Raw genomic sequence first — 23523 nt, forward strand, 5'->3', positions numbered from 1 at the left:
GGAGATGAGCGGGGGTATGTGTGTGACAAGTGCAAGGTGAAGGTATTCGGTGCTCATGATGGCCTGCAAGATCGCCAACCCCGCTGAAAAGTAGACGAGTTGACACATGGCCACCTGTGATCTTCGGCACTGGGCACTCGCCTGAGAACACAGAAGCCCGGCACCCTTCAGGGGTGCCGGGCCGTGCGAGCGTCCCGCTTCCCAGCGGGCCCTACCTGCTACTCGTTGTCGTTCCCCCCGATGAAGCCGCCGTTGCCGTTGTTGCCGCCGTTGCCGAAGCCGACGGTCGTGAGGGTGACCGTCGTGCCGGCGGGGTCGTCGACGCCGGTGTTCTCGTTGGGGTCCTGGTCGATCACGATGGCCGTGTCGCTCTGGTCGCTGCCGTCCGCGAACTGGATGTTCGTGAAGCCGCGTGACTGGAGCAGCTGCCTGGCCTGAGCGACCGTCTGGTTGCGGACGTCCGGGACCTGGGTCTGCTGCTGGGCCTTGCCGATGTTGATCTGGACCGTGGAGCCCTTGTCGAGCGAGGAGCCGGCCGTCGGCGTGGTGTTGATGACCTTGCCGACCAGGTTCGGGTCGGCGGTGTCGACCTCGACGCAGTTGCCGGTGAGGTTGCTCTGCTCCATCCGCGCCTTGGCAGCGTCGCAGGACTCGCCGGTGACGTCCGGGACCGTGGCTTTCTCCTCGGCCTTGGCGACCGTGAGGGTGATCGTGGTGCCCTTCTCGACTTCCTCGCCGAGTTCCGGGTCCTGCTTCAGGACCGTGCCCTCCGTCTCGGTCGAGACCTCTTCCTTCTTCTCGACCTTGAATTGGTACTTGTCGCCTTCGAGCGTTTCCTTGGCCTTGTCGAAGTCCTCGCCGAGGACGCTCGGTACGGCCACCTTCGGCGCCCCCGTGGACACCACGACCTCGACGCTGCTGCCCTTCTTGACCTCAGTCGGGGCCTGGGGGTTCTGGGAGCAGATGGATCCCTTGGGCGTGTTCTCGCACGCCTTGTTCGTGGGGTCGAGGGTCAGCTCCGCGTTCTTGGCCTGCTTCTGGGCGTCTTCCAGCGTCAGATCCACGAAGTTCGGCACCGCCACGGTGTCGTTGCTCGCGCCGCCGGAGCCGTCGACCACCCACTTGCCGATGAGCACCGCACCGACCAGCACCAGCACACCCGCGAGGACCAGCAAGATCGTCGATGTGTTCGACTTCTTCTGGCGTCGCCGGTCCGGGCGGTCGTCGTAGCCGAAGCCGCCGTCGTCCGGGTTCATCGGCGGCAGCATCGAGGTGGCGCCGGCGTCGGCGGAGCGCAGGGCGGTGGTCGGCTGGTCGTCCGGGTAGCCGCCGTAGCCGACGGAACCCATTGCCGCCGTGGCGGCGACGGGCTGGCCGTCGAGGCAGGCCTCGATGTCGGCGCGCATCTCGTCGGCGGACTGGTAGCGGTAGTTGGGGTCCTTGGTCAGCGCCTTCAGGACGATCGCGTCCATTTCGGGCGTGATCTCGGGGTCGAAGACGGAGGGGGCCTGGGGCTCTTCCCGTACGTGCTGGTAGGCGACCGCCACCGGGGAGTCGCCCACGAAGGGCGGGCGGACCGTCAGGAGCTCGTAGAGCAGGCAGCCGGTCGAGTAGAGGTCCGAGCGGGCATCCACCTGCTCGCCCTTCGCCTGCTCCGGCGACAGGTACTGTGCGGTGCCGATGACGGCGGCTGTCTGGGTCATCGTCATGCCGGAGTCGCCCATGGCGCGGGCGATGCCGAAGTCCATCACCTTGACCTGGCCGTTGCGCGTCAGCATGACGTTGGCGGGCTTGATGTCGCGGTGGACGATGCCGTTGCGGTGGGCGTACTCCAGGCCTTGGAGAATGCCGATGGTCATCTCCATGGCGCGTTCCGGCAGCAGCTTGCGGCCGGAGTGCAGCAGCTCACGGAGCGTGGAGCCGTCGACGTACTCCATGACGATGTACGGGATCGACACGTTGTCGATGTAGTCCTCGCCCGTGTCGTAGACCGCCACGATCGCGGGGTGGTTGAGCGAGGCGGCCGACTGGGCCTCCCGGCGGAAGCGGGCCTGGAAGGACGGATCGCGTGCGAGGTCCGCGCGCAGCGTCTTCACTGCCACGGTGCGGCCGAGGCGGGTGTCATGGGCGAGGTAGACCTCCGCCATGCCACCGCGGCCGAGCACCTGGCCCAGCTCATACCGGCCGCCGAGGCGACGCGGCTCTTCCATAAGCTACCTACCAGCCCTCTCCGTCGGTCCCGATCCGCACTCGTGTGCGGATCGGAGGCTGCCGTCCGGGCCTACCGTACCCGGCTCGCTTTGTGTGACCTGGCCAAGCCCGTCAGCCGATACAGGACCGGTATCGCAACGTGCGCTGCGACGTGACGGGGGTCTCACCGCTTGCTGTCGATGACCGCCTCCATCACGCTCTTCGCGATGGGCGCCGCGAGGCCACCACCGGAGATGTCGTCACGGACTGCGTTCTCGTCCTCGATGACCACGGCCACGGCGACCGGTGAGCCCTGGTCGGTCTTGGCGTAGGAGATGAACCAGGCGTACGGGTTCTTGCTGTTGTCGACACCGTGCTGGGCGGTACCGGTCTTGCCGCCCACGGTGACGCCGTCGATCTGTGCGTTCTTGCCGGTGCCGTCGGAGACGACGGTCTCCATCATCGACTGGAGGATCTGCGCGTTCTTCGCCGACAGCGGGCGGCTCATCGGCTCGGGCTCGGTCTTCTCGACGGGGTCGACGTTCGGCGCCTGGAGCTCGTCGACCATGTACGGCTTCATCAGCTCACCGTCGTTGGCTACGGCCGAGGCGACCATGGCCATCTGCAGCGGGCTCGCGGCGGTGTTGAACTGGCCGATGGAGGACAGCGCGGTCTGCGACTTGTTCATGTCGTCGGAGAAGACGGACGCGCTGGTGCGGACCGGCGTGAACTGCTCCTCGGTGAAGCCGAACTTCTTGGCTTCTTCCAGCATCTTCTCGTTCTCGAGGTCGGAACCGATCTTGCCGAAGACGGTGTTGCAGGAGTACTGCAGGGCGACCCGCAGCGTCGCGTTCTTGCAGGGGATGTTCCCCTCGTTCTTCAGCACGGTGGTGGTGCCCGGCATGGTCCACGGCAGTGGCGAGTCCGTCTTGCTGTCGGGGTCCGTGTACAGGCCGTTCTCCAGCGCGGCGGCCGCGGTGACGACCTTGAAGGTGGAGCCGGGCGGGTAGACCTCGCGCAGCGCCCGGTTCAGCATCGGGTCGTCGGGGTTGTCCTTCTTCTGGAGCTTCTTCCACGCTTCTTCGTCCGAGGTGCTGCCGCCGGCGATCGTCGAGGGGTCGTACGACGGGAAGGAGGCCAGCGCCAGGATCTTGCCGGTGGACGGTTCTATGGCGGCCACGGCGCCCTTGCCGCCCTGGGCCTTCAGACCGTCGTACGCGGCCTTCTGCGCGGCGGCGTTGAGGGTGGTGACGACATTGCCGCCCTCCTTCGCCTTGCCGGTGATCATGTCGAGGGTGTTACGGAAGAAGAGCCGGTCGTCGTTGCCGGTGAGGATGCCGTCCTCGATGGACTCCAGCTGGTTGGCACCGTAGGCCTGGGAGACGAAGCCGGTGACGGGCGCCCACATGGCGCCGTCCTTGTAGGTGCGCTTGTACTTGAAGTCGCCCTTTGTCGTGGCGTGGCCGGTGATGGCCTTGCCGTCGACGATGATGTCGCCGCGCGGGGTGGCGTAGCGGGCGATGGCGACGCGGCGGTTCTTGGGGTCTTCCTTGAGGCTGTCGGCCTGGGCGTACTGCAGCCAGTTGTCCCGGATGAGCAGGGTGAGGATCAGCAGTCCGCAGAAGATCGCGATCCGGCGCAGGGGCTTGTTCACGGGCGAACCACCTGGGTCATCTCGGCGTCGGGGTTGGGTGCGGGGGCCGGGGCCGGGCGGCGGGCGGTGTCGCTGATTCTGATCAGGATGCCGATGAGCGCCCAGTTGGCGATGACGGAGGAACCGCCGTACGCCAGGAACGGCATGGTCATACCGGTCAGCGGGATCAGGCCCATGACGCCGCCGGCGACGACGAAGACCTGCAGCGCGAAGGCGCCGGACAGGCCGATGGCGAGCAGCTTGCCGAACGGGTCGCGGGCGGCGAGAGCGGTGCGCACGCCGCGCTCGACGATCAGGCCGTACAGCAGCAGCAGTGCCATGACGCCGGCCAGGCCCAGTTCCTCGCCGAAGGTGGCGAGGATGAAGTCGGAGTTGGCGGCGAACCGGATGAGCTCGGAGTGGCCCTGGCCCCAGCCGGTGCCGAGGGTGCCGCCGGAGCCGAAGGCCCACAGCGCCTGCATCGCCTGCTCGGAGTGGCCGACGACGCCCTCCTGGCTGAGCGTGTACTCGCGCATCGGGTCGAGCCAGGCGTCGACGCGCATCTTGATGTGCGGTTCGAAGGAGGCCACGCCGACGGCGCCGACCGCGGACATCAGCAGACCGAAGACGATCCAGCTGGTCCGCTCGGTGGCGACGTACAGCATGATGATGAACATTCCGAAGAACAGCAGCGACGTACCGAGGTCGGTCTCGAAGACCAGGATGAGGATCGAGATCGCCCAGACGACGAGGATCGGGCCGAGGTCGCGGCCGCGCGGCAGGTACAGGCCCATGAAGCGGCGGCTGGCGAGGGCGAGCGCGTCGCGCTTGACCATCAGGTAGCCGGCGAAGAAGACCGCGAGGACGATCTTCGCGAACTCGCCGGGCTGGATGGTGAAGGAGCCGATCTTGATCCAGATCTTGGCGCCGAAGACGTTCAGTCCCAGGCCCGGGACGAGCGGCAGGAGCAGCAGGATCAGCGCGCCGACCATGGAGATGTAGGTGTAGCGCTGCAGGACCCGGTGGTCCTTGAGGAAGATCATCACGACGGCGAACAGCGCGATGCCCATGGCCGTGTACAGCAGCTGGTTGGTCGCCTTGCCGCCGGCCACGCCGATCTCGTTCAGCAGCTCGGACTGGTCCAGCCGCCAGATCGCGACGAGCCCGAGTCCGTTGAGCAGCGTGGCCAGGGGCAGCATCAGGGGGTCCGCGTACGGTGCGAACTTGCGTACGACGAGATGGGCGACGCCGGCCAGGAGGCCGAGGCCCAGGCCGTAGCTCAGCAGGCCGGCCGGGACCTGGTCGTTGATGGCGAGGCCGACGTTGGCGTAGGCGAAGACCGGGATGAGGACGGCGAACACCAGCAGGGCGAGCTCGGTGTTGCGCCGGCTCGGGGTGCCGATCGAGCCGATCGTGGACGTGTGGTGCGTCGACGTGTTGGGAGAACTGCTCATCGTGTGACGGGGCCTCTCACGGCTTGCCTACTGCGTACCGCACTGCGAGACGACCTTCTGCTCTTCCTCCGAGAGAGTCGGGCCGGGCGTGGGGGTGGGTGCGGTCGGGGACGTGGATGGATTCGGAGCCGTCGACCCCGGCGGATTGGTGGGTGTCGGTGTCGCTTTGGACGTGAAGGAGGAACGGGTGGTTCCCGTGGTGCCTCCGGCCTCGCCCTGGCCGGTCGTGGAGTTGTTCTCGCTCTCGGCCGTCTGCTGCTCGGACCGCTTCTTGCACGCGGACGCCTGCACGGCCAGTTCGTCGATCTTCTTCTGGGCCTGCTTCAGGTCGCCCTCGGCGATCGTGCCCTCGACGAGTTTTTGCTGGTACGGCGGCAGGTACTTGAGTTCGATCTCGGGGTGGTCCTTCTCCACGTCCGACAGCGAGACCCAGGCCAGGTCCTGGCTGATGCCGCGGTACAGGGCGACATGCTCGTCGTTGACGCCGACGAAGTACTGCGTCTGTGTCCAGCGCCAGCCGCCGTAGAGCCCGCCGCCGATGACGGCGAGCGCGAGGGCGCCGTAGAGGGATCTTTTCAGCCACCTGCCGCGCCGCCGCGGTTTGACGAAGTCGTCGTCGGTGTAGTCCCCGAAGCTGCCCTCGGGCATGTAGCCGGTGGTGTCGCCGGAGCCGGGCGGGCCGAACTCGCCGCCGCCCTGGCCGGGGACCTGACGGCCGAGGCCTGAGGCGCGTCCGGCCGGGGTCTGCATGATGCCGTTGTCGTGCAGCTGGTGCTGGTTCTCGGCGACCGCGCCGACCACGACCGGGGTGTCGGAGAGCTGCCCGGCGAGGGTGTCGCCGGTGTCCAGGTCGAGGACGTCGGCGACGATGACGGTGATGTTGTCGGGTCCGCCGCCGCGCAGCGCGAGCTGGATCAGCTCCTGCACGGTCTCCTGGGGGCCCTGGTAGCTGGCGAGGGTGTCCTCGAGCGTCTGGTGGGAGACGACGCCGGACAGGCCGTCGGAGCAGATCAAGTAGCGGTCGCCGGCGCGGACTTCGCGGATGGAGAGGTCGGGCTCCACGTGGTCGCCGCTGCCCAACGCCCGCATCAGCAGGGAGCGTTGGGGGTGGGTGGTGGCTTCCTCTTCGGTGATGCGGCCCTCGTCGACGAGCCGCTGCACCCAGGTGTGGTCCTGCGTGATCTGGGTGAGGACGCCGTCGCGGAGCAGATACGCGCGCGAGTCGCCGACGTGCACGAGCCCGAGCCGCTGCCCGGTCCACAGCAGGGCGGTGAGGGTGGTCCCCATGCCCTCAAGCTGCGGGTCTTCCTCGACCATGGCGCGCAGCTGGTCGTTGGCGCGCTGTACGGCGGTGCCGAGCGAGGTGAGGATGTCGGAGCCGGGGACGTCGTCGTCGAGGGCGACGATCGTGGAGATCGCCTCGGAGGAGGCGACCTCGCCGGCCGCGGCGCCGCCCATGCCGTCGGCGATGGCGAGCAGGCGGGGCCCGGCGTATCCGGAGTCCTCGTTGCCCTCCCGGATCATGCCTTTGTGCGATCCGGCGGCGAAGCGCAGTGACAGACTCATGCGCACCTCGCCCGTCGGCTCCGGGTACATCCGCACGGTGCCCACCCTCCGGTCGGGAGCGCGCCGGGGTCCGGGGTGTGGACCGCCGCTGCGTGCTCGCTCCGCTCGCTCATTGTCGTACTACTTCCGCAGCTCGATGACGGTCTTGCCGATGCGGATCGGCGCGCCCAGCGGGATCGGTGTGGGGGTCGTCAGCCGGGACCGGTCCAGGTACGTGCCGTTGGTGGAGCCCAGGTCCTCGACGATCCACTGGCCGTCGCGGTCCGGGTAGATCCTGGCATGGCGGCTGGAGGCGTAGTCGTCGTCCAGCACGATCGTGCTGTCGTGTGCCCGGCCGAGGGTGATGGTCTGGCCCTGCAGCGCGACGGTCGTGCCGGTGAGGGTGCCCTCGGACACCACGAGCTTCGTCGGGGCGTTACGGCCCCTGCGACCGCCGGCGGCGGGTTGCTGGCGCTGCTGCGGAGGCGCCGCCTGACGGGCGGCGGCCTGCTGCTGCCGGCTCGCGTCCCGCCGTGAGCCGCGCTGCGTGACGCGCGTTCCGAACAGGTCGCTGCGGATGACCTGCACGGCCACGATCACGAACAGCCACAGTACGGCCAGGAAACCCAGCCGCATGACCGTGAGGGTCAGCTCTGACATTGCCCCCGCTTCACCCTTCGGCTTGCCGGTAAATGATGGTGGTGCTGCCCACGACGATCCGCGAGCCGTCGCGGAGCGTAGCGCGGGTGGTGTGCTGCCCGTCCACCACGATGCCGTTGGTGGACCCGAGATCCTGGATCGTCGAGGGCGTTCCGGTCCGGATCTCGCAGTGCCGGCGGGAGACGCCGGGGTCGTCGATCCGCACGTCGGCCTCGGTGCTGCGGCCCAGCACCAGCGTCGCGCGGGAGATCTGATGGCGGGTGCCGTTGATCTCGATCCAGTAGCGGGTACGGCCGCCGGCCGCGGGGGCCGCGGGACGCTGGCCGCCCGCGGGCTGCGGGTACCCGTAACCGCCGGGGCGGCCGCCGGGCGGCGGCGCGGAGGGCATGGGCGGGGCGCCCGCGGGCGCGGCGGGCTGCGGGTAGCCGTACCCGCCGCCGGGTCGTCCGGCGGCGGGCGGGGCCGCGGGGGCGCCTGCCGGGGCCTGCTGGTCGGTGGAGGACGCGAGCGTACGGCTGCGCACCCGGTACAGGCCGGTGTCGAGGTCGTCCGCCTTCTCCAGGTTGACCTTGATGGGGCCCATGAAGGTGTAGCGCTGCTGCTTGGCGTAGTCGCGCACCATGCCGGCGAGCTCGTCGCCGAGCTGGCCGGAGTAGGGGCTGAGCCGCTCGAAGTCCGGCGTGCTCAGCTCCACGATGAAGTCATTGGGTACGACGGTGCGGTCGCGGTTCCAGATGGTGGCGTTGTTGTCGCACTCGCGCTGGAGCGCGCCCGCGATCTCCACGGGCTGCACCTCGGACTTGAAGACCTTGGCAAAGGTGCCGTTGACCAGACCTTCGAGACGCTGCTCGAACTTCTTCAGGACTCCCATGGGGCACCTCCTCCTAGGCTGTCGTCCTGTGTACTGCTTCTTACCTGGTACTGCTTACTGATCGTATCCACGCGCCGGTGAATCGGCTGGTTCCCCCTGTCGGCCCAGTCGGCGGTTGTCGACGCCTGACGAAGTTCCCTCCTCAGGTCCCCTTCGAACTCCCTCGGGGACACAGTCCTGCCAAGGATCGTAGAGGCGGCCGCAGACAAGTGTCCCGCACCTGACTGTGGACCCCGACCGGCTCCTGGGGAGACGGCCGGTACCGGTACGAGGTTGATACGTGAACCGGTACACGTTGATACGTAGCCCGGGGTTCGGAGGTTTGCCGCCCGGTCCGGCCGACGGCACAGACGTCGCTGGTCGGCGGCTTCCCAGGGATAAGGGATGTGAACCCACCCTGGCCGGCGTGCTAATGTTCTGCGTGTCGAAGGGCGCCGAACCCAAGGGGGAAGGGCCCGAGGACACACCCAATGCGCGGGTGGCGGAATAGGCAGACGCGCTGGATTCAGGTTCCAGTGCCCGCAAGGGCGTGGGGGTTCAACTCCCCCCTCGCGCACCGGACAAAAGCCCCGCAGGTCTCGGACCTGCGGGGCTTTTGCGTTCCCCGGACGGGCGGGACGAGGGGCCGCGGGTGAGAGGACAATCACACCGCTGACTCACCCTGTGGACGCCCTCGGAGGCTGTTACGCGGCGAAGCGCTGCGCCAGCTTCTTGGCCTTGGCGGCGGCGTCGTCGAGGGCGCGTTCGCGGGAGGCCTCGAAGAGGGGGACCAGCTCGGCCATCGCCGGGTTGTGCGGGGCCATGGTGAGCTCCGGGACGATGAAGTCGAGGTCCATGGCGAGGGCGTCGGCGAAGATCGCCGACAGGTAGTTCTGCACGTACTCGAAGCCCTCGCGCGGGGTGCCCGGGGCATAGGAGCCGCCGCGGCTGGCGACCACGGTGACCGGGGTGCCCTTGACCTTCGAGTCCTCGCTGGCCGCGGTGCGGCCCATCAGGATCACATGGTCCAGCCAGGCCTTCAGGGTGGACGGGATCGCGTAGTTGTACATCGGGGCGCCGATCAGCACGGCGTCCGCCTGCTCCAGCTCCTCGATCAGCTGCAGGCGCTCCGCGAAGGCGGCCGCCTGCCCGGGGCTGTGCGCGGCCGGGTCGGCGAAGCCGGCGGTGTGGGCGTCGGCGGTGATGTGCGGCACGGGGCTCACGGAGAGATCGCGGTAGATCACCGTGCCCTCGGGGTGCTGTTCCTCCCAGGTCTTGCGGAAGGCGTCCGTGACGGCTCGGGACGCGGAGGCGCCGCTGGGGAACACGGACGAGTCGATGTGGAGAAGCGTGGCCATGGGGTCTCCAAGGAGAGCGGTGCCCGCACGGGAACGGCGGGCTAATAATTCGTACTCGACTATGGATAGCACAGTCCCTTACTTTTTTTCACCTCCATACGTCGGGGCAGTACCCTGAAACCCATGGCGGGTGAGCGGATTCACGACGAATCGACGTGCAAGCGGGTGGACGGCGGCATCACCCGTGTCTTCCAGCTGCTCGGCAAGCGCTGGACCGGCCCGATCGTGTCCGTGCTGGTGGAACAGCCCGCGCACTTCGCCGATCTGCGCCGGGCCGTCCCCGGGATCAGCGAGCGCATGCTCTCCGACCGGCTCACCGAACTCGGCGCCGCGGGACTCCTGGTGCGCGAGGTCGACACGGGTCCGCCGCTGCGGGTTTCCTACCGGCTGACGGAGGCGGGAGCGGCGCTGGGGCCCGCCCTGCGGGAGCTCGGGGAGTGGGCGGAGAAGCATCTGCCGGAGGGCGAGCGGGACGGCGGCTGTTAGTCCCGGGCGCGGAGGACGGTTTTCCACAGCTGTGGAGTTGTCCACAGGGTCTGACGCGTTCTGGCTGCCGGTTGTACGGTCGGCACGAGTTGATGTTCGTGCGCGTGCGGGGGAGGCGGTCGTTGTGACCCAGGTGGATGCGGGTTCGGCTGAGGCGGTCCAGGGGGCTGTCGTGGAGGCCGGGGCGGTGCGCCGACTGCCGGGCGTGCGGGGTTTCGCGGAGTGGTCCGCTGCGGGGGCTCAGTCGCCGAAGGAAGAGGGCAAGGCGCTGCGCAGGCTGGTGCCGCGGAGCACACACGCCGCGCTCGACCTGGACGGCTCCCGCCCCGACATGGTGAGCGCGGTCGAGGAGTCCAGCCGCGGCCGGCTTCCCGAACTCACGCCGCTGCGGATCGGCCGCATGGCGGCGACGCCCTTCGCCTTCCTGCGCGGCTCCGCGGGCCTGATGGCCTACGATCTGGCCCGCACCCCCATGACCCGGATCCGCGCCCAGATCTGCGGCGACGCCCACGCGGCCAACTTCGGGCTCTACGGCGACGCACGCGGCCGCCTGGTCATCGACCTGAACGACTTCGACGAAACGGTCCACGGCCCCTGGGAGTGGGACCTCAAGCGGCTCGCCGCCTCGCTGGTGCTCGCGGCCCGGGAGGCGGGCGCCGACGAGGACACCGGCCGCAAGGCGGCGCACGACACGGTCGGCTCCTACCGCCGCACCATGCGGCTGCTGGCCAAGCTCCCGGTTCTGGACGCGTGGAACGCCATCGCGGACGAGGAGCTCGTCTCCCACACCGACGCCCATGACCTGCTCGGCACGCTGGAGCGGGTCGCCGAGAAGGCACGGGCCAACACCAGCGGGCGCTTCGCGGAGCGGTCGACGGTGCCGACCGAGGACGGCGGGCGGCGCTTCGTCGACGCCCCTCCGGTGCTGCGGCAGGTGCCGGACGCGGAGGCGGCGGCCGTGGCGGTGTCCCTGGAGGAGTATCTGACGACGCTCTCCGAGGACCGCCTCCCCCTGCTGGCCCGGCACGCGGTGCACGACGTGGCCTTCCGGGTGGTCGGCACGGGCAGCGTGGGCACGCGGTCGTACGTCGTCCTGCTGCTGGACCACCGAGGCGAGCCGCTGGTGCTGCAGGTGAAGGAGGCCAGGCCCTCGGTGCTGGTTCCGCACCTGGTGACGGCGGGGTTCGAGGCACCCCAGGTGGACCACGAGGGCCGCCGTGTGGTGCTGGGCCAGAAGCGGATGCAGGTCGTCAGCGACATCCTGCTGGGCTGGACGACGGTCGACGGCCGCCCCTTCCAGGTACGCCAGTTCCGCAACCGCAAGGGCAGCGTCGACCCCGCCGCCCTCTCCACCGACCAGATAGACGACTACGCCCGTATGACCGGCGCTCTCCTGGCCCGCGCCCACTCCCACAGCGCCGACCCCCGCCTCATCTCCGGCTACTGCGGCAAGAACGAGGAACTGGACGAGGCGATGGCGACCTTCGCGGTGGCCTATGCCGACCGTACGGAGGCGGACCACGCGGAGCTGGTGGCGGCGGTGCGGGCGGGGCGGGTCGCGGCGGAGACGGGGGTGTGACCGGGGATCTGCGGGGCGCGGCGTTCGGCGGCTGATCTTGGGCTTGGTGTGCGCTGGGTCTGGCACTCGGCGGGCTTGACTTTCGATGAGCGTTCGCTGCGCTTGCTTTCAGTGGCGGAGGGCTGTGGACCGTGCGGGCGCTTGGACCGTCGGGGTCGGCCGAGGCGTGGCCTACGCTGGTCGCGTGACGAGGTCGGAAGCTGAGCAGGGTGGCGTCGCCGGAGAGGCGGGGGTGACGCCGCAGGACGGCCTGCCCGAGGCCGAGGAGGGTGCGCCCGGGCTCGACGACGCCGGTGCCGCGTCCGAAGACGCCGCTCCCCGCCCCGAGGAGCGGCTGGAGCGGGCTGTGCGGGCTGCTGAGCAGGCGCTCATCGAGTACGAGATCGCGGTGGAGACCTTCCGGGTGGAGGTGGAGAACTTCTCGCGGCTGCACCACCAAAAGCTCGGCCCGATGTACGCCCGGCTCGACGAACTGGACGCGCAGATCGCCGAGGCCGTGGCCGCCCGCACCGGCGACCCCGAGGACGTGCGCAAGGCGGACGAGGCGCGGGCGCGCGTCATGCCGATGCCGGGCGTCGAGGAGCTGTTCCACGGCTGGATGGACGGGGAGGGGCTGTCCCAGGAGGCCTCCGCGATGCTCACCGAGCAGCCGGTACGGCCTCCGCAGCGGGTGCGCCCCAGCGACGAGGCCCGCAAGCTCTACCGCGAGCTGGCCCGCAAGGCCCACCCCGACCTGGCGCAGGAGGAGGGCGAGCGCAAACGGCGTGAGGAGTTCATCACGCGGGTCAACGCCGCCTACGGCCGTGGCGACGAGGCGCTGCTGCGAGAGCTGGCCGCGGAGTGGGCCGCCGGACCGGTCCCCGAGGAGCGGCACCCGAGCCCCGCCGAGGAGCTCTATGCCCGCCTCGAATGGCTCGCCCAGCGCAAGGAACTGATCGCCGTCGTCGCCCGGGAACTGGAGGAGAGCGCGATCGGCGCCATGCTCCGGCTCGCCCCGGACGACCCCGACCGCCTCCTGGAGGAGGTCGCCGAGCAGCTGCTGGCCCAGGTCGCCGAGCGCGAGGCGAAGCTGGCGGAGCTGCTGCGCTGACCGACCCTGGCGAAGTCGGCTGCGGATCGACAGTGCCGCAAAGGGGCGCGGGGCTGTATCGATTTGCGGCTCCGCCGCGATGGGGGTCCCCCCGCTCGAGCGAAGTCGAGAGTGGGGGAGCGACCAGCCACGCCGGACCCGCAGACGACCGACGACCTCTCGCCGCACTTCCCGCGGAGCGCTCGGCGCCGTCGGGCCGTGCGGACGGTCCGGTAGCGTCGGGGGCATGAGTTTCGGAGCTGGTGTGCCCACGGTCGAGGTCGCAGACCTCAAGGACGGCGACTTCCTGCTGGACGTCCGCGAGGACGACGAGTGGCAGGCGGGTCACGCCGAAGGGGCACTGCACGTCCCCATCAGCGAGTTCGTGGCCCGGTACGGCGAGGTGACCGAGGCGGCGCCGCAGGACGGCCGGGTCCATGTGATCTGCCGTTCCGGCGGACGTTCGGCCCAGGTCACGATGTACCTCGTGCAGCAGGGCGTCGACGCCGTGAACGTCGACGGCGGCATGGAGATGTGGGCGCACGCGGGCCGACCGGTCGTGACGGACCAGGGACAGCCCGGGTACGTCCTCTAGGCCGGCCCGCAGGAACAGGCGCTGGGGCTCCAGGCCCCTCGGCCTCCAGGCCCTCGGGCTCCGTGACGTGGGCGCGGCGGTCGCCCTGGCATCGCTGCTCGGTCGGCGGTCGCCAGGGCTTTGCGGCTCGGGCGGCGGTGTCGGCGTGTCAGCCCAGCGGATGCGCCGCGAGCAGATCGCCCAGCGCTTCCTCGTGTGCCGCCGCCGGGCCGAGCGACAGCTCCAGGTGCTTGGCCCAGGCGTGGTACCGGTGCAGCGGATAGTCGGTGTCGGCACCGAAACCGCCGTGCAGATGCTGCGCGGTCTGCACGATCCGCCGTACGCCGTCCCCCGCCCAGATCTTCGCGACGGCCACGTCCCCGGCGGCAGGCAGCGCCCCCGGTGCCCCCGACGCGATCCGCCATGCGGCCTGCCACAGCGTGGCCTCCATCGCGCGCAGGTCGATATAGCGGTCGGCGGCCTGCACGGCGACCGACTGGAACGTGGCCACCGGGAACCCGAACTGCTCCCGCTTGCCGGTGTATTCGCTGGTCATCCGCAGTACCTGGGAGCCGAGCCCGAGGGCCAGCGCGCAGGTTCCGGTGGCCAGCAGGTCGCGCAGCCACTCCCAGGCGCCATCGGCGTCGATGACATCGCGGGCCGCGATCCGCGCGCGGTCCAGGCGCAGTTCGGCCAGCCGCTCCCCGTTCGTGGAGAACTGCTCGGCGAGCACCACCCCTTCGTGGACCCGGGGCACTACCGCAAGGACGGTCCGGTCGGCGTCCGTCCGGGCCGGTACGAGGACGAAGTCCGCGTTGTACGCCCAGGGCACCGCCGTCTGCATCCCGTCCAGCGTCCAGTGGTCGCCCTCCTGGCGTGCGGTGACGGCGAGTTCGGCGGGGTCGTGCCCGGTACGGCCGGCGGCGGCGACCGTCAGGACCACCTCACCCCGCCCCGCCCGCGTCAGCAGCTCGGACCTCAACTCCTCGCCGCCATAAGCCTGTACGGCCGCAACTGCCGCGCAGCTCTCCAGCAGCGGCACCCTCGCCAGCACCTTCGCCGACTCCCGCAGGACGAGGCACAGCGCGACAGCGTCGAGGCCCGCCCCGCCGTACTCCGGGGCGAGGAGCAGGCTCAATAGATCCGCGTCGGCGAGCCTGGCCCACAGCTCCCGGTCGAAGTCGTCGGCCACGGCCCCCAGGGTCAGCGCCGGGCTCGGCACGGCATCCGGCGCGACCCCGCCGAACACTCCCCGCGCCGCCTCGGCCGCCGCCTGCTGCTCCTCGGTGAAGGTGAAGTCCACAGTCCCTGTCCCTCCGGCGGATCCGCTGACCTGACGGAGCGTCAAGATAGAACAGGTTCTAGGAGAAGGGAACGGGCGGGCGGCGTCGGGTGACGGGTGACGGCCCTGACGAAGGAACGGCCGGGCAGCACCGGGTCACGGAACCAAGTGGGTCGGGCGAAGTCGGCTGCGGTTCGGCAGCGCCCTGAAGGGGCGCGGGGCTGTGTGGATATGCGGCTCTGCCGCGATGGGGGTCTCCCCGCTCGAGCGGAGCCGAGAGTGGGGGAGCGACCAGCCGCGCCGGCGCCGCAGACGGCCGACGGCATATCGCGGCCCCGCGGCGGAGCCGCATATCGACACGGCCGGCGGAGCGCTTAGCGGTCGAAGTCCAGCTCCACCTTCTCCGTCACCGGATGCGACTGGCACGCCAGCACATACCCCGCCTCCGTCTCCTCCGGCTCCAGCGCGAAGTTGCGGTCCATCCGCACCTCGCCGGAGACCAGGAACGCCCGGCATGTCCCGCACACCCCGCCCTTGCAGGCGTAGGGCGCGTCGGCCCGGTTGCGCAGGACCGTCTCCAGCAGGGACTCGCCGTCCTGGACGGGCCAGGTTCCGCCGCGGCCGTCGAGCCGGGCGGTCACGGTGCTGTGGGCGGGGGCCGGGACCGGAGTCACGAGCGCGGTCAAGGGCTCCACGTGGAAGATCTCCTCGTGGATGCGGGTCCGCGCCACTCCGAGTCCGCGCAGGGCCCGCTCGGCCCCTTGCACCAGCCCGAACGGCCCGCACAGGAACCAGCCCGCCACGTCCTCCACCGGCAGCAGCGCCGGCAGCAACCCGGTGAGCCGGTCCTGGTCGAGCCGCCCGGACGGCAGACCCGCCTGCTGCTCCTCCCGGGAGAGCGCCGTCACCAGCTGCAGCCGCTCGGGGTAGCGGTCCTTCAGGTCGGCGACCTCCTCCAGGAACATCGTCGAGGCGGACGTGCGGTCGCTGCGGATCAGACAGAACCGGGCACCGGACTCACGCGCCAGCAGCGTCGAGGCGATCGACAGCACCGGGGTGATGCCACTGCCGCCGACGATCGCGGCATACAGACCGGGCGCGGGCTCCAGCGTGAAACGGCCGGCCGGGGTCATCACCTCCAGCTCGTCACCGACGTCGATCTCCTTGAGCGCGTACGTCGAGAAGGCCCCGCCCTCCACCAGCCGCACCCCGACCCGCAGGGTCCGTGGGCCCTCGGGGCCGGGCGCCGGGGAGCAGATCGAGTAGGTCCGCCGTATCTCCGTGCCGTCGGCCTTGCGGCGCAGCGCGAGATGCTGGCCCGGGGCGTAGCGGTACTCCTCCCGCAGCTCCGGGGGCACGGTGAGGGTGAGGGCCACGGAGTCGTCGGTGAGCCGGTCGACGGCGGCCACCGGGAGCGTGTGGAAGCGGGCCATCACAACTCCTTGAAGTGGTCGAACGGTTCACGGCAGGACAGACACCGACGCAGCGCCTTGCACGCGGTGGAGGAGAACCGGCTGAGCAGCTCGGTGTCCGCCGATCCGCAGTGCGGGCAGAGAACGGGATCCGTGGTGCGGGTCGGGCCCAGCTCGATCGGCACCGGCTCGGACGCCTCCCGCACCCGCGGCGGTGCGATGCCGAACTCCCGCAGTTTGCGGCGCCCTTCGGCCGAGATGTCGTCCGTCGACCAGGCGGGCGAGAGCACCGTGCGGACCGACACCTGCCCTATGCCGTGCTCGTGCAGCGCCCGCTCTATGTCCACGGACATCGCCTCGATCGCCGGGCAGCCGGTGTACGTCGGGGTCAGCTCGACCTCGACCGAGTCCGTGCCGCGGACGTGCACCGCGCGCAGGACGCCCAGCTCCCGGAGGGTGAGCACGGGCAGTTCGGGGTCGGGCACCGCACCGGCGACCTCGAGGAGTTCCGCCTCCAGGGCGGTGAGGGTCACCATGACGCCCCCGGGTGGCTGCGGTGCAGATGCTGCATCTCGGCGAGCATCCGCCCGAAGGGCTCGGTGTGCAGGCCCTGACGGCCCGCCCCGGCGGTCCACGCACCGGACCGCGGCCCTTCCGGGACGGTCAGGGTGGCGCGGTCAAGGACGCTTGACACGGACTTCAGCCAGGCAGCCTGCAATTCGTCCGCGTCCACATCCAGGCCCTCGACCGGCCGGAACATCTCACCGGTGAACCGCCACAGCGCCTCGCACGCGCGCTGCGTCCGCTCATGGCTGACCTCAGTGCCGTCGCCGAGCCGCAGGGTCCACTGCTCGGCGTGGTCGCGGTGGTAGGCGACCTCCTTGACGGCCTTCGCGGCGAGCGGCGCGAAGGGGCCGCCCGCGGTGGCGAGGCGGGCGTAGAGCAGGTGCTGGTAGGTGGAGAAGTACAGCTGGCGGACGATGGTGTGGGCGAAGTCGCCGTTCGGCTGCTCGACCAGCTGGAGGTTGCGGAAGGCGCGCTCTTCGCGCAGATAGGCCAGCTCGTCCTCGTCGCCGACCATCGACAGCAGCACCCGGGCCTGGCCCAGCAGGTCCAGGGCGATATTGGCGAGCGCGACCTCCTCCTCGAGCACGGGCGCGTGGCCCGCCCACTCGCCCAGGCGGTGGGAGAGCACCAGCGCGTCGTCGCCGAGGGCGAGCGCGGCCGTGGTGGGAACGGCGACGGTCACAGGTGCTTCACCCCTTCCGGGATCTCGTAGAACGTCGGGTGCCGGTACGGCTTGTCGGCGGCCGGCTCGAAGAACGGGTCCTTCTCGTCCGGCGAGGACGCCGTGATCGCGGACGACGGCACGACCCAGATCGAGACGCCCTCGCCGCGCCGGGTGTACAGATCGCGCGCGTTGCGCAGGGCGAGCTCCGCGTCCGGCGCGTGCAGGCTGCCGGCGTGGGTGTGCGAGAGGCCGCGGCGGGAGCGTACGAAGACCTCCCACAGGGGCCAGTCGGTGTTCGTCATGCGTGTGCCGCTCCCGTCTCATGGGCGCGCGGGGAAGGAGCCGTGTGCTTGGCCGCGTACGCCGCGGCGGCCGCCCGGACCCATGCGCCCTCGTCGTGCGCCTGCCTGCGCTGGGTGATGCGCTGTTCGTTGCACGGGCCGTTGCCCTTGAGGACTGCCCAGAACTCCGACCAGTCGATCGGGCCGAAGTCGTGCTGCCCCCGCTCCTCGTTCCACCTCAGGTCCGGGTCGGGCAGCGTCAGGCCCAGGGTCTCGGCCTGGGGGACGCAGATGTCGACGAAGCGCTGGCGCAGCTCGTCGTTCGAATGGCGTTTGATCTTCCACGCCATCGACTGCGCGGAGTGCGCGGACTCGTCGTCGGGCGGGCCGAACATCATCAGGGACGGCCACCACCAGCGGTCCACCGCGTCCTGTGCCATGGCGTGCTGCTGCGGGGTGCCGCGGCTGAGGGCGAGCAGCAGCTCGTACCCCTGGCGCTGGTGGAAGGACTCCTCCTTGCAGATGCGGACCATCGCGCGGGCGTACGGGCCGTACGAGCAGCGGCACAGGGGGACCTGGTTGGTGATCGCGGCGCCGTCCACCAGCCAGCCGATCGCGCCGACGTCCGCCCAGGTCAGGGTCGGATAGTTGAAGATCGAGGAGTACTTCTGGCGGCCGGCGTGGAGCTTGTCCAGCAGCTCGTCGCGGCCGGTGCCGAGGGTCTCGGCCGCGCTGTAGAGATACAGGCCGTGCCCCGCTTCGTCCTGGACCTTGGCCATCAGGATGGCCTTGCGGCGCAGGGACGGCGCGCGCGTGATCCAGTTCGCCTCGGGCTGCATGCCGATGATCTCGGAGTGCGCATGCTGGGCGATCTGCCGCACCAGCGTCGCGCGATAGGCGTCCGGCATCCAGTCGCGCGGCTCGATGCGCTCGTCGGCGGCCACCGCGGCGTCGAAGGCGCGCTCGTACGCCGCTGTGTCGACGGTGCCGTCTCCTGCGCCGTACGCCTGTGTGCCGGCCGTCTGCTGCGCGGCTGCTGTCGCCATGGGGCCCCCTCGACCTTGGGCTCTGCCTGGACCTTGCTCCCGACCGATCGTTCGGTTCATGCGATTCCATGGTGTGACGGGCGCCGTAAGGTGTCAACCGCTGTGGATAACCTGCCGGGATCGCCTGTGGGCAACCGGGCGGACGGTCCGATGGGGGTGTGCCGGGCGCGTGGGGCTGAGTACCGTTCCCGTCCAAGCGGCCGGAAGACTGAGCGGAATCGGGAAACGGGGCGGAATGGACGACGCGTACGACGGTGGCTCGAACGCCCCGGACGGGGCGGGCGGGGTGGTCGAGACGGACGGGCGCGAGGCGTCCGACGAACCGGCCGCCGGCCCCCGCAGCGCTGTCGCCGCGCTCTCCCTCCGCTACCAGATCGGCGTCGCGCTCGCGCTCGCCTGCGTCGCGGTCGCCGTCTGCGTCCACATCGGCATGGTGTTCCTGCACGTTGCCCCGTCGAACACGGTCACCAAACAGCACGGCCGCGCGATAGACGACTGGATCTACCCCGAGTTCGAGCAGAACTGGAAGCTCTTCGCGCCCAACCCGCTGCAGCAGAACATCGCCGTCCAGGTCCGCGCCCAGATCGGCAGGCCGGACGGCGGCAGGAAGACCACCGGCTGGTACGACCTGTCCGCGCAGGACGGCCGGGCCATCGACGGCAATCTGCTGCCGAGCCACACCCAGCAGAACGAACTGCGTCGTGCGTGGGACTTCTTCCTCGCCACCCACGACGCCGAGAACCGCCCGTCGGGCCTGCGCGGCGCCCTCTCGGAGACCTATCTGCGCCGGATCGTGCTGCTGCGCCTCGACCGCGACGACGCGGCCGGGCGGGGCGAGACGATCGAGCGGGTCCAGGTGCGCTCCCGCACCACCAACGTCCGCCCGCCCGAGTGGAGCACGGAGCAGGTCTCCGACCAGCCGGTGTTCCGGGTGCTGCCCTGGTGGTCGGTCTCGGCCGGCGACCTCGGGGGAGGCGCCCGGTGAACCGCTTCGCGCCGGCTGTCTCGGGCGGCATCGCCCGTGTCACCGAGGCCGCCCTCGGCCCGTACCAGACCGCCGTGATCCGTATCGGGTTCAGCGCGACCTGGCTGCTCTTCCTGCTGCGGGAGCTGCCCCACCGCCAGGAGCTGTACGGCCCCGACGGTCCCTGGGAATTCGGCCTCGCCGAGCAGCTGATCTCGACGAACGGTGCCTTCACGGCCCTGATGTGGTCGGACGGCCGGCTCTGGTTCGAGGGTGTGTACGCGCTCGCCGTCCTCACGAGCGTCCTGCTGCTGCTGGGCTGGCGCACTCGCACCATGTCCGTGCTCTTCATGGTCGGCGTGCTCTCACTGCAGAACCGCAGCATCTTCATGGGCGACGGCGGCGACAACGTCCTGCACCTGATGTGCCTGTACCTCGTCTTCACGCGCTGCGGCCAGGTGTGGTCGCTGGACGAGCGCCGGGCACGGCGCGTGCGTGCGGCACGCGCGCGTGGAGAGCGCGTGGTGGACCGGGTGGGGCCCGCCCTGTGGGGGGTGCTCGGGCTGGTGCTGGTCGTGGTGACCGCGGCGGGCAAGCTCGACGGCGACCTGACCGTGCCGGTGATCATCTGGGGTGTGTGGGTGGCCCTGGCCGTGTGGTGGGTCGTCGGACGCCTGGCCAGGAGCGACGAGCCGCGGGTCCTGCTCGATGTGGTCGGCAACATCGTCCACAACGGCGCTCTGCTCGTGATCATGGCTGAGGCCTGTCTGATCTACGCGACGGCCGGCTGGTACAAGATCCAGGGCTCCCGCTGGCAGGACGGCACCGCCGTCTACTACCCCCTGCACCTCGACTACTTCTCACCCTGGCCCGCCCTCGCCGACCTGCTGTCGGCCAGCGGCACGGCGGTGATGCTCGTGACATACGGAACCGTGGCCGTCCAGGTCGCCTTCCCGTTCACGCTGTTCCATCGACGCGTCAAGAACGTCCTGCTCGCCGCGATGATCACCGAGCACGCCGTGATCGCCGTCGTCCTCGGACTGCCCTTCTTCTCACTGGCGATGATCGCGGCGGACGCGGTCTTCCTGCCGACGTCGTTCCTGCGCCGGCTGGGCGACTGGGCCGCACGCGCGCGTGGACGCGTGTTCCGGGGCAAGGACGGCCCCAAGGTGCCGGGCCAGCGGACCAGGGACGCGTCAGCCCCGGAGAACCCGGAGAACCCGGAGCACACGCACGTAGGCTTCACGGCATGACCGCCGCCGATCCCGTGACTTCCTGGCACCGGCTCGCCGACGCCTCCGTCCTGCTCGACGGCTTCCACGCCCTCAAGCACGCGGTGCGTTTCGGAGCCGCTGTCCCGGTCGCGGTGGCCGTCGACCGGGCGGCCACGCTCGCCCTCGCCGACGAGTTGGCTCCGGACGTACGAGACACCCTGGACGCCCTGCTCACGGAGGTCCCGGAGCCGACGTACAGGTCCCTCGTGCCGCGCCCGCATCCGACCGCGGTGGCGGCCCTGGCCGTACGACCGCCCCGTGCCGCCAACGTCGAGAAGCTGGCGCACTCTCCCCGCACCGCACCCGTCGTCGTCCTCGACAACCCACGCAACCTCGGCAATGTGGGCGCCGTCATCCGTCTGGCCGCCGGTTTCGGCGCGACCGGAGTGGTCACCACCGGCACCCTCGACCCGTGGCACGCCACGGTCGTTCGCGGCGGAGCGGGCCTGCACTTCGCGACCGCCGTGGAGCGGCTGACCGTCGACGAACTGCCGTCCGGGCCGCTGTTCGCCCTGGACCCCGAGGGCGACGACATCCGGGGCGTGAAGCTCCCGGACGACGCCGTCCTCGCCTTCGGGTCGGAGCGCAGCGGCCTGTCGGCCGAACTACGCGCGCGTACCGACCATTTGCTGTCCCTGCCGATGCGCCCCCAGGTCTCCAGCTACAACTTGGCGACGAGTGTCGGAATGACCCTCTACCACTGGAGCACGGGCACGGAAGCGCCCCTTTAGGGGCGCGGGGAACTGCGCGACAAGCCACAACGCACCGGCAGCCGCGCAATCACCGCACATCCCGAGCTCTTAGGCCTCCCGCCGCACCTCAACAACCCGGAACCGGCTAGCGACAAACGCCCCATCACACAGCGCAGCGTTCGCCGCCGGATTACCCCCCGACCCATGGAAGTCCGAAAACGCGGCCGTCTGGTTCACATACACCCCACCCGTGAGGTTCAGCGACAACTGCGCCGACTCCTCAAGGCAGACGTCGACCACGGCCCCCTCGACCTCCTCGTCAGTGGTGTACGCACCGACGGTCATCGCTCCCTTCTCGCGGATCGTCCGCCGCAGCAACTCCACCGCGTCGGACGCGGAGTCGACCGCGACGGCGAAGGAGACGGGCCCGAAGCACTCGCTCATGTACGCGGCCTCGGCGTCCGGCTTTGCCCCGTCCAGCTTCACGATCACCGGGGTACGGACGACCGCGTCCGGGAACTCCGGGTTGCTGATCTCCCGTGAGGCGAGGGCGACTTCGCCGAGGCCCGCCGCCGCCTCCAGACGAGCCTTCACATCCGGGTTGACGATCGCGCCGAGCAGCGCGTTGGCGCGCGCGTCGTCGCCGAGCAGGCCGTCGACCGCGCGGGCGAGGTCGGCGACGACCTCGTCGAAGGTCCGGGGGCCCTCCTCGGTGCGGATGCCGTCGCGCGGGATGAGCAGGTTCTGCGGGGTGGTGCACATCTGGCCGCTGTACAGGGACAGCGAGAAGGCCAGGTTGGACAGCATCCCCTTGTAGTTGCCGGTCGACTCCACGAGCACCGTGTTGACGCCCGCCTTCTCCGTGTAGACCTGTGCCTGGCGGGCGTTGGCCTCCAGCCAGTCACCGAAGGCCGTCGAACCGGTGTAGTCGATGATCCGGATCTCCGGGCGCACGGCCAGGGTCTTGGCGATGCCCTCGTCCGGGCGCTCGGAGGCCAGCGCCACCAGGTTCGGGTCGAAGCCCGCCTCGGCCAGCACCTGGCGCGCGACCTGCACGGTGAGCGCGAGCGGCAGCACCGCGCGCGGGTGGGGCTTGACCAGGACCGCGTTTCCGGTGGCCAGGGAGGCGAACAGGCCCGGATAGCCGTTCCACGTCGGGAAGGTGTTGCAGCCGATCACCAGGGCGATCCCGCGCGGGACCGGCGTGAACTGCTTGGAGAGCGCGAGCGGGTCGCGCTTGCCCTGGGGCTTGGTCCACTCCGCGGTGTCGGGGGTGCGGACCTGCTCCACATACGCGTACGCCACCGCCTCCAGGCCACGGTCCTGCGCATGCGGGCCGCCCGCCTGGAACGCCATCATGAAGGCCTGGCCGGAGGTGTGCATGACCGCGTGCGCGAACTCGTGCGTCCGGTCGCTGATGCGCCCCAGAATCTCCAGGCAGACCACGGCCCGGATCTCCGCGCCGGCGTCCCGCCACGCGCGCTGACCGGCCTTCATCGCGGGCAGCAGGACATCGATGTCCGCGTGCGGGTAGGTGACGCCCAGCTCGATGCCGTACGGCGAGACCTCGCCGCCCGTGAAGTCGTCCGTGCCGGGCTGGCCGAGGTCGAGGCGAGTGCCCACAAGAGCGTCGAAGGCGGCCTTGCCGGCTGCCGCGTCCAGACTGCCCTGCTCGCCGTAGGCCTTGGGGTGCTCGGGGTGCGGAGACCAGTACGCGCGCGTGCGGATCGCTTCCAGCGCCTGGTCGAGGGTGGGCCGGTGAGCGGCGATCAGCTGGTGCGCGGTGAGTTCGGCGGCCATACGGGACCAACTCCTCGTCTCAAGAACTCTTCTTTGAGCTCATGACCTGGGCGGAAACAGCCGGACAGAGTTAGAGTAACCGAACGATCGGTCGGGACAAGGGGGTCCGCCGCATCTGTGGAAAACCCCGTGCGGGAGGATCG

General features: G+C 70.2%; 21 protein-coding genes and 1 tRNA gene. 8 read left to right on the top strand and 14 right to left on the bottom strand.

The window, feature by feature from the left end; translation table 11 throughout:
- Positions 1 to 218: 218 nt before the first annotated feature.
- The 6 genes from pknB to QQY66_RS24410 all read right to left on the bottom strand — a co-directional run bounded on the left by pknB (position 219) and on the right by QQY66_RS24410 (position 8353).
- Complete coding sequence (pknB, locus tag QQY66_RS24385) at positions 219 to 2210, bottom strand: Stk1 family PASTA domain-containing Ser/Thr kinase (RefSeq protein ID WP_301982446.1); 1992 nt, start codon at positions 2208 to 2210, stop codon at positions 219 to 221.
- A 164-nt stretch (positions 2211 to 2374) separates the two neighbouring features.
- The gene (locus QQY66_RS24390) at positions 2375 to 3844 is read right to left on the bottom strand and encodes a penicillin-binding protein 2 (RefSeq protein ID WP_301982447.1); all 1470 of its coding nucleotides are present in this window, start codon (positions 3842 to 3844) and stop codon (positions 2375 to 2377) included.
- The gene (locus tag QQY66_RS24395) at positions 3841 to 5277 is read right to left on the bottom strand and encodes an FtsW/RodA/SpoVE family cell cycle protein (protein ID WP_301982448.1); all 1437 of its coding nucleotides are present in this window, start codon (positions 5275 to 5277) and stop codon (positions 3841 to 3843) included. Before QQY66_RS24395 ends, QQY66_RS24390 begins: the two co-directional genes overlap by 4 nt.
- Before the next feature lie 27 nt (positions 5278 to 5304).
- Positions 5305 to 6843, bottom strand: coding sequence for a Stp1/IreP family PP2C-type Ser/Thr phosphatase (locus QQY66_RS24400; RefSeq protein WP_301982449.1), 1539 nt, complete (start codon positions 6841 to 6843; stop codon positions 5305 to 5307).
- Between the two features lie 120 nt (positions 6844 to 6963).
- Positions 6964 to 7482 (bottom strand): FHA domain-containing protein, encoded by a 519-nt coding sequence (locus tag QQY66_RS24405; RefSeq protein WP_301982450.1) that lies wholly within the window; start codon positions 7480 to 7482, stop codon positions 6964 to 6966.
- A gap of 10 nt (positions 7483 to 7492) precedes the next feature.
- Positions 7493 to 8353: a DUF3662 and FHA domain-containing protein gene (locus QQY66_RS24410; protein WP_301982451.1), complete on the bottom strand. Its 861-nt coding sequence runs from the start codon at positions 8351 to 8353 to the stop codon at positions 7493 to 7495.
- A gap of 472 nt (positions 8354 to 8825) precedes the next feature.
- Here QQY66_RS24410 and QQY66_RS24415 point away from each other — a divergent pair.
- Positions 8826 to 8909: transfer RNA gene (locus QQY66_RS24415), tRNA-Leu, on the top strand.
- A gap of 127 nt (positions 8910 to 9036) precedes the next feature.
- Here QQY66_RS24415 and QQY66_RS24420 read toward each other — a convergent pair.
- Positions 9037 to 9690 carry an FMN-dependent NADH-azoreductase gene (locus tag QQY66_RS24420; RefSeq protein ID WP_301982452.1) on the bottom strand — a complete coding sequence of 218 codons (654 nt, stop codon included), beginning with the start codon at positions 9688 to 9690 and terminating at the stop codon, positions 9037 to 9039.
- 123 nt (positions 9691 to 9813) lie between these two features.
- On the opposite strand from QQY66_RS24420, the gene QQY66_RS24425 reads away from it, so the two are divergent.
- From QQY66_RS24425 to QQY66_RS24440, 4 genes are all read left to right on the top strand, one after another.
- Entirely contained in the window at positions 9814 to 10176 is a 363-nt protein-coding gene (locus QQY66_RS24425; RefSeq protein WP_301982453.1) for a helix-turn-helix domain-containing protein, read from the top strand.
- 133 nt (positions 10177 to 10309) lie between these two features.
- Positions 10310 to 11755, top strand: a complete 1446-nt coding sequence (locus QQY66_RS24430; protein WP_301987478.1) for a DUF2252 domain-containing protein — start codon at positions 10310 to 10312, stop codon at positions 11753 to 11755.
- 184 nt (positions 11756 to 11939) lie between these two features.
- On the top strand, positions 11940 to 12845 hold the full coding sequence (locus QQY66_RS24435) for a hypothetical protein (protein ID WP_301982454.1): 906 nt from the start codon (positions 11940 to 11942) through the stop codon (positions 12843 to 12845).
- 244 nt (positions 12846 to 13089) lie between these two features.
- Positions 13090 to 13419 carry a rhodanese-like domain-containing protein gene (locus QQY66_RS24440; protein WP_301987479.1) on the top strand — a complete coding sequence of 110 codons (330 nt, stop codon included), beginning with the start codon at positions 13090 to 13092 and terminating at the stop codon, positions 13417 to 13419.
- 148 nt (positions 13420 to 13567) lie between these two features.
- Here the strand turns inward: QQY66_RS24440 and QQY66_RS24445 are convergent, their stop codons facing one another.
- From QQY66_RS24445 to paaA, 6 genes are all read right to left on the bottom strand, one after another.
- Positions 13568 to 14701: an acyl-CoA dehydrogenase family protein gene (locus tag QQY66_RS24445; protein ID WP_301982455.1), complete on the bottom strand. Its 1134-nt coding sequence runs from the start codon at positions 14699 to 14701 to the stop codon at positions 13568 to 13570.
- Positions 14702 to 15054: 353 nt separating this feature from the next.
- On the bottom strand, positions 15055 to 16113 hold the full coding sequence (locus QQY66_RS24450; protein WP_301982456.1) for a 2Fe-2S iron-sulfur cluster-binding protein: 1059 nt from the start codon (positions 16111 to 16113) through the stop codon (positions 15055 to 15057).
- Positions 16113 to 16628, bottom strand: coding sequence for a 1,2-phenylacetyl-CoA epoxidase subunit PaaD (gene paaD, locus QQY66_RS24455; protein ID WP_301982457.1), 516 nt, complete (start codon positions 16626 to 16628; stop codon positions 16113 to 16115). Before paaD ends, QQY66_RS24450 begins: the two co-directional genes overlap by 1 nt.
- On the bottom strand, positions 16622 to 17341 hold the full coding sequence (gene paaC / locus QQY66_RS24460; protein ID WP_301982458.1) for a 1,2-phenylacetyl-CoA epoxidase subunit PaaC: 720 nt from the start codon (positions 17339 to 17341) through the stop codon (positions 16622 to 16624). Before paaC ends, paaD begins: the two co-directional genes overlap by 7 nt.
- The gene (gene paaB, locus QQY66_RS24465) at positions 17338 to 17625 is read right to left on the bottom strand and encodes a 1,2-phenylacetyl-CoA epoxidase subunit PaaB (RefSeq protein ID WP_073944895.1); all 288 of its coding nucleotides are present in this window, start codon (positions 17623 to 17625) and stop codon (positions 17338 to 17340) included. The genes paaC and paaB overlap by 4 nt, the downstream gene beginning before the upstream one ends.
- Positions 17622 to 18650 carry a 1,2-phenylacetyl-CoA epoxidase subunit PaaA gene (gene paaA, locus QQY66_RS24470; protein WP_301982459.1) on the bottom strand — a complete coding sequence of 343 codons (1029 nt, stop codon included), beginning with the start codon at positions 18648 to 18650 and terminating at the stop codon, positions 17622 to 17624. The genes paaB and paaA overlap by 4 nt, the downstream gene beginning before the upstream one ends.
- A gap of 235 nt (positions 18651 to 18885) precedes the next feature.
- Here paaA and QQY66_RS24475 point away from each other — a divergent pair, with 235 nt between their 5' ends.
- Genes QQY66_RS24475 through QQY66_RS24485 form a run of 3 tightly spaced genes read left to right on the top strand, consistent with a single transcriptional unit; the run spans position 18886 to position 21619 of the window.
- Positions 18886 to 19635, top strand: a complete 750-nt coding sequence (locus tag QQY66_RS24475; RefSeq protein WP_301982460.1) for a DUF5819 family protein — start codon at positions 18886 to 18888, stop codon at positions 19633 to 19635.
- The gene (locus QQY66_RS24480; RefSeq protein WP_301982461.1) at positions 19632 to 20867 is read left to right on the top strand and encodes an HTTM domain-containing protein; all 1236 of its coding nucleotides are present in this window, start codon (positions 19632 to 19634) and stop codon (positions 20865 to 20867) included. Before QQY66_RS24475 ends, QQY66_RS24480 begins: the two co-directional genes overlap by 4 nt.
- A complete protein-coding gene (locus QQY66_RS24485; RefSeq protein WP_301982462.1) occupies positions 20864 to 21619 on the top strand; it encodes an RNA methyltransferase in 756 nt (251 codons plus the stop codon). Before QQY66_RS24480 ends, QQY66_RS24485 begins: the two co-directional genes overlap by 4 nt.
- Positions 21620 to 21688: 69 nt before the next feature.
- Here QQY66_RS24485 and paaN read toward each other — a convergent pair whose 3' ends face one another.
- Positions 21689 to 23380: a phenylacetic acid degradation protein PaaN gene (gene paaN, locus QQY66_RS24490; protein ID WP_301982463.1), complete on the bottom strand. Its 1692-nt coding sequence runs from the start codon at positions 23378 to 23380 to the stop codon at positions 21689 to 21691.
- Positions 23381 to 23523 lie beyond the last annotated feature (143 nt).

The organism is Streptomyces sp. DG2A-72 (assembly GCF_030499575.1).
Taxonomy (GTDB): domain Bacteria; phylum Actinomycetota; class Actinomycetes; order Streptomycetales; family Streptomycetaceae; genus Streptomyces.

Coding starts and splice junctions, on each gene's coding strand:
- pknB (WP_301982446.1), bottom strand. CDS start 2,210: ATGGAAGAGCCGCGTCGCCTCGGCGGCCGGTATGAGCTGGGCCAGGTG.
- QQY66_RS24485 (WP_301982462.1), top strand. CDS start 20,864: ATGACCGCCGCCGATCCCGTGACTTCCTGGCACCGGCTCGCCGACGCC.
- paaB (WP_073944895.1), bottom strand. CDS start 17,625: ATGACGAACACCGACTGGCCCCTGTGGGAGGTCTTCGTACGCTCCCGC.
- QQY66_RS24400 (WP_301982449.1), bottom strand. CDS start 6,843: ATGAGTCTGTCACTGCGCTTCGCCGCCGGATCGCACAAAGGCATGATC.
- paaD (WP_301982457.1), bottom strand. CDS start 16,628: ATGGTGACCCTCACCGCCCTGGAGGCGGAACTCCTCGAGGTCGCCGGT.
- QQY66_RS24425 (WP_301982453.1), top strand. CDS start 9,814: ATGGCGGGTGAGCGGATTCACGACGAATCGACGTGCAAGCGGGTGGAC.
- QQY66_RS24420 (WP_301982452.1), bottom strand. CDS start 9,690: ATGGCCACGCTTCTCCACATCGACTCGTCCGTGTTCCCCAGCGGCGCC.
- paaA (WP_301982459.1), bottom strand. CDS start 18,650: ATGGCGACAGCAGCCGCGCAGCAGACGGCCGGCACACAGGCGTACGGC.
- QQY66_RS24475 (WP_301982460.1), top strand. CDS start 18,886: ATGGACGACGCGTACGACGGTGGCTCGAACGCCCCGGACGGGGCGGGC.
- paaN (WP_301982463.1), bottom strand. CDS start 23,380: ATGGCCGCCGAACTCACCGCGCACCAGCTGATCGCCGCTCACCGGCCC.
- QQY66_RS24410 (WP_301982451.1), bottom strand. CDS start 8,353: ATGGGAGTCCTGAAGAAGTTCGAGCAGCGTCTCGAAGGTCTGGTCAAC.
- QQY66_RS24405 (WP_301982450.1), bottom strand. CDS start 7,482: ATGTCAGAGCTGACCCTCACGGTCATGCGGCTGGGTTTCCTGGCCGTA.
- QQY66_RS24395 (WP_301982448.1), bottom strand. CDS start 5,277: ATGAGCAGTTCTCCCAACACGTCGACGCACCACACGTCCACGATCGGC.
- QQY66_RS24450 (WP_301982456.1), bottom strand. CDS start 16,113: ATGGCCCGCTTCCACACGCTCCCGGTGGCCGCCGTCGACCGGCTCACC.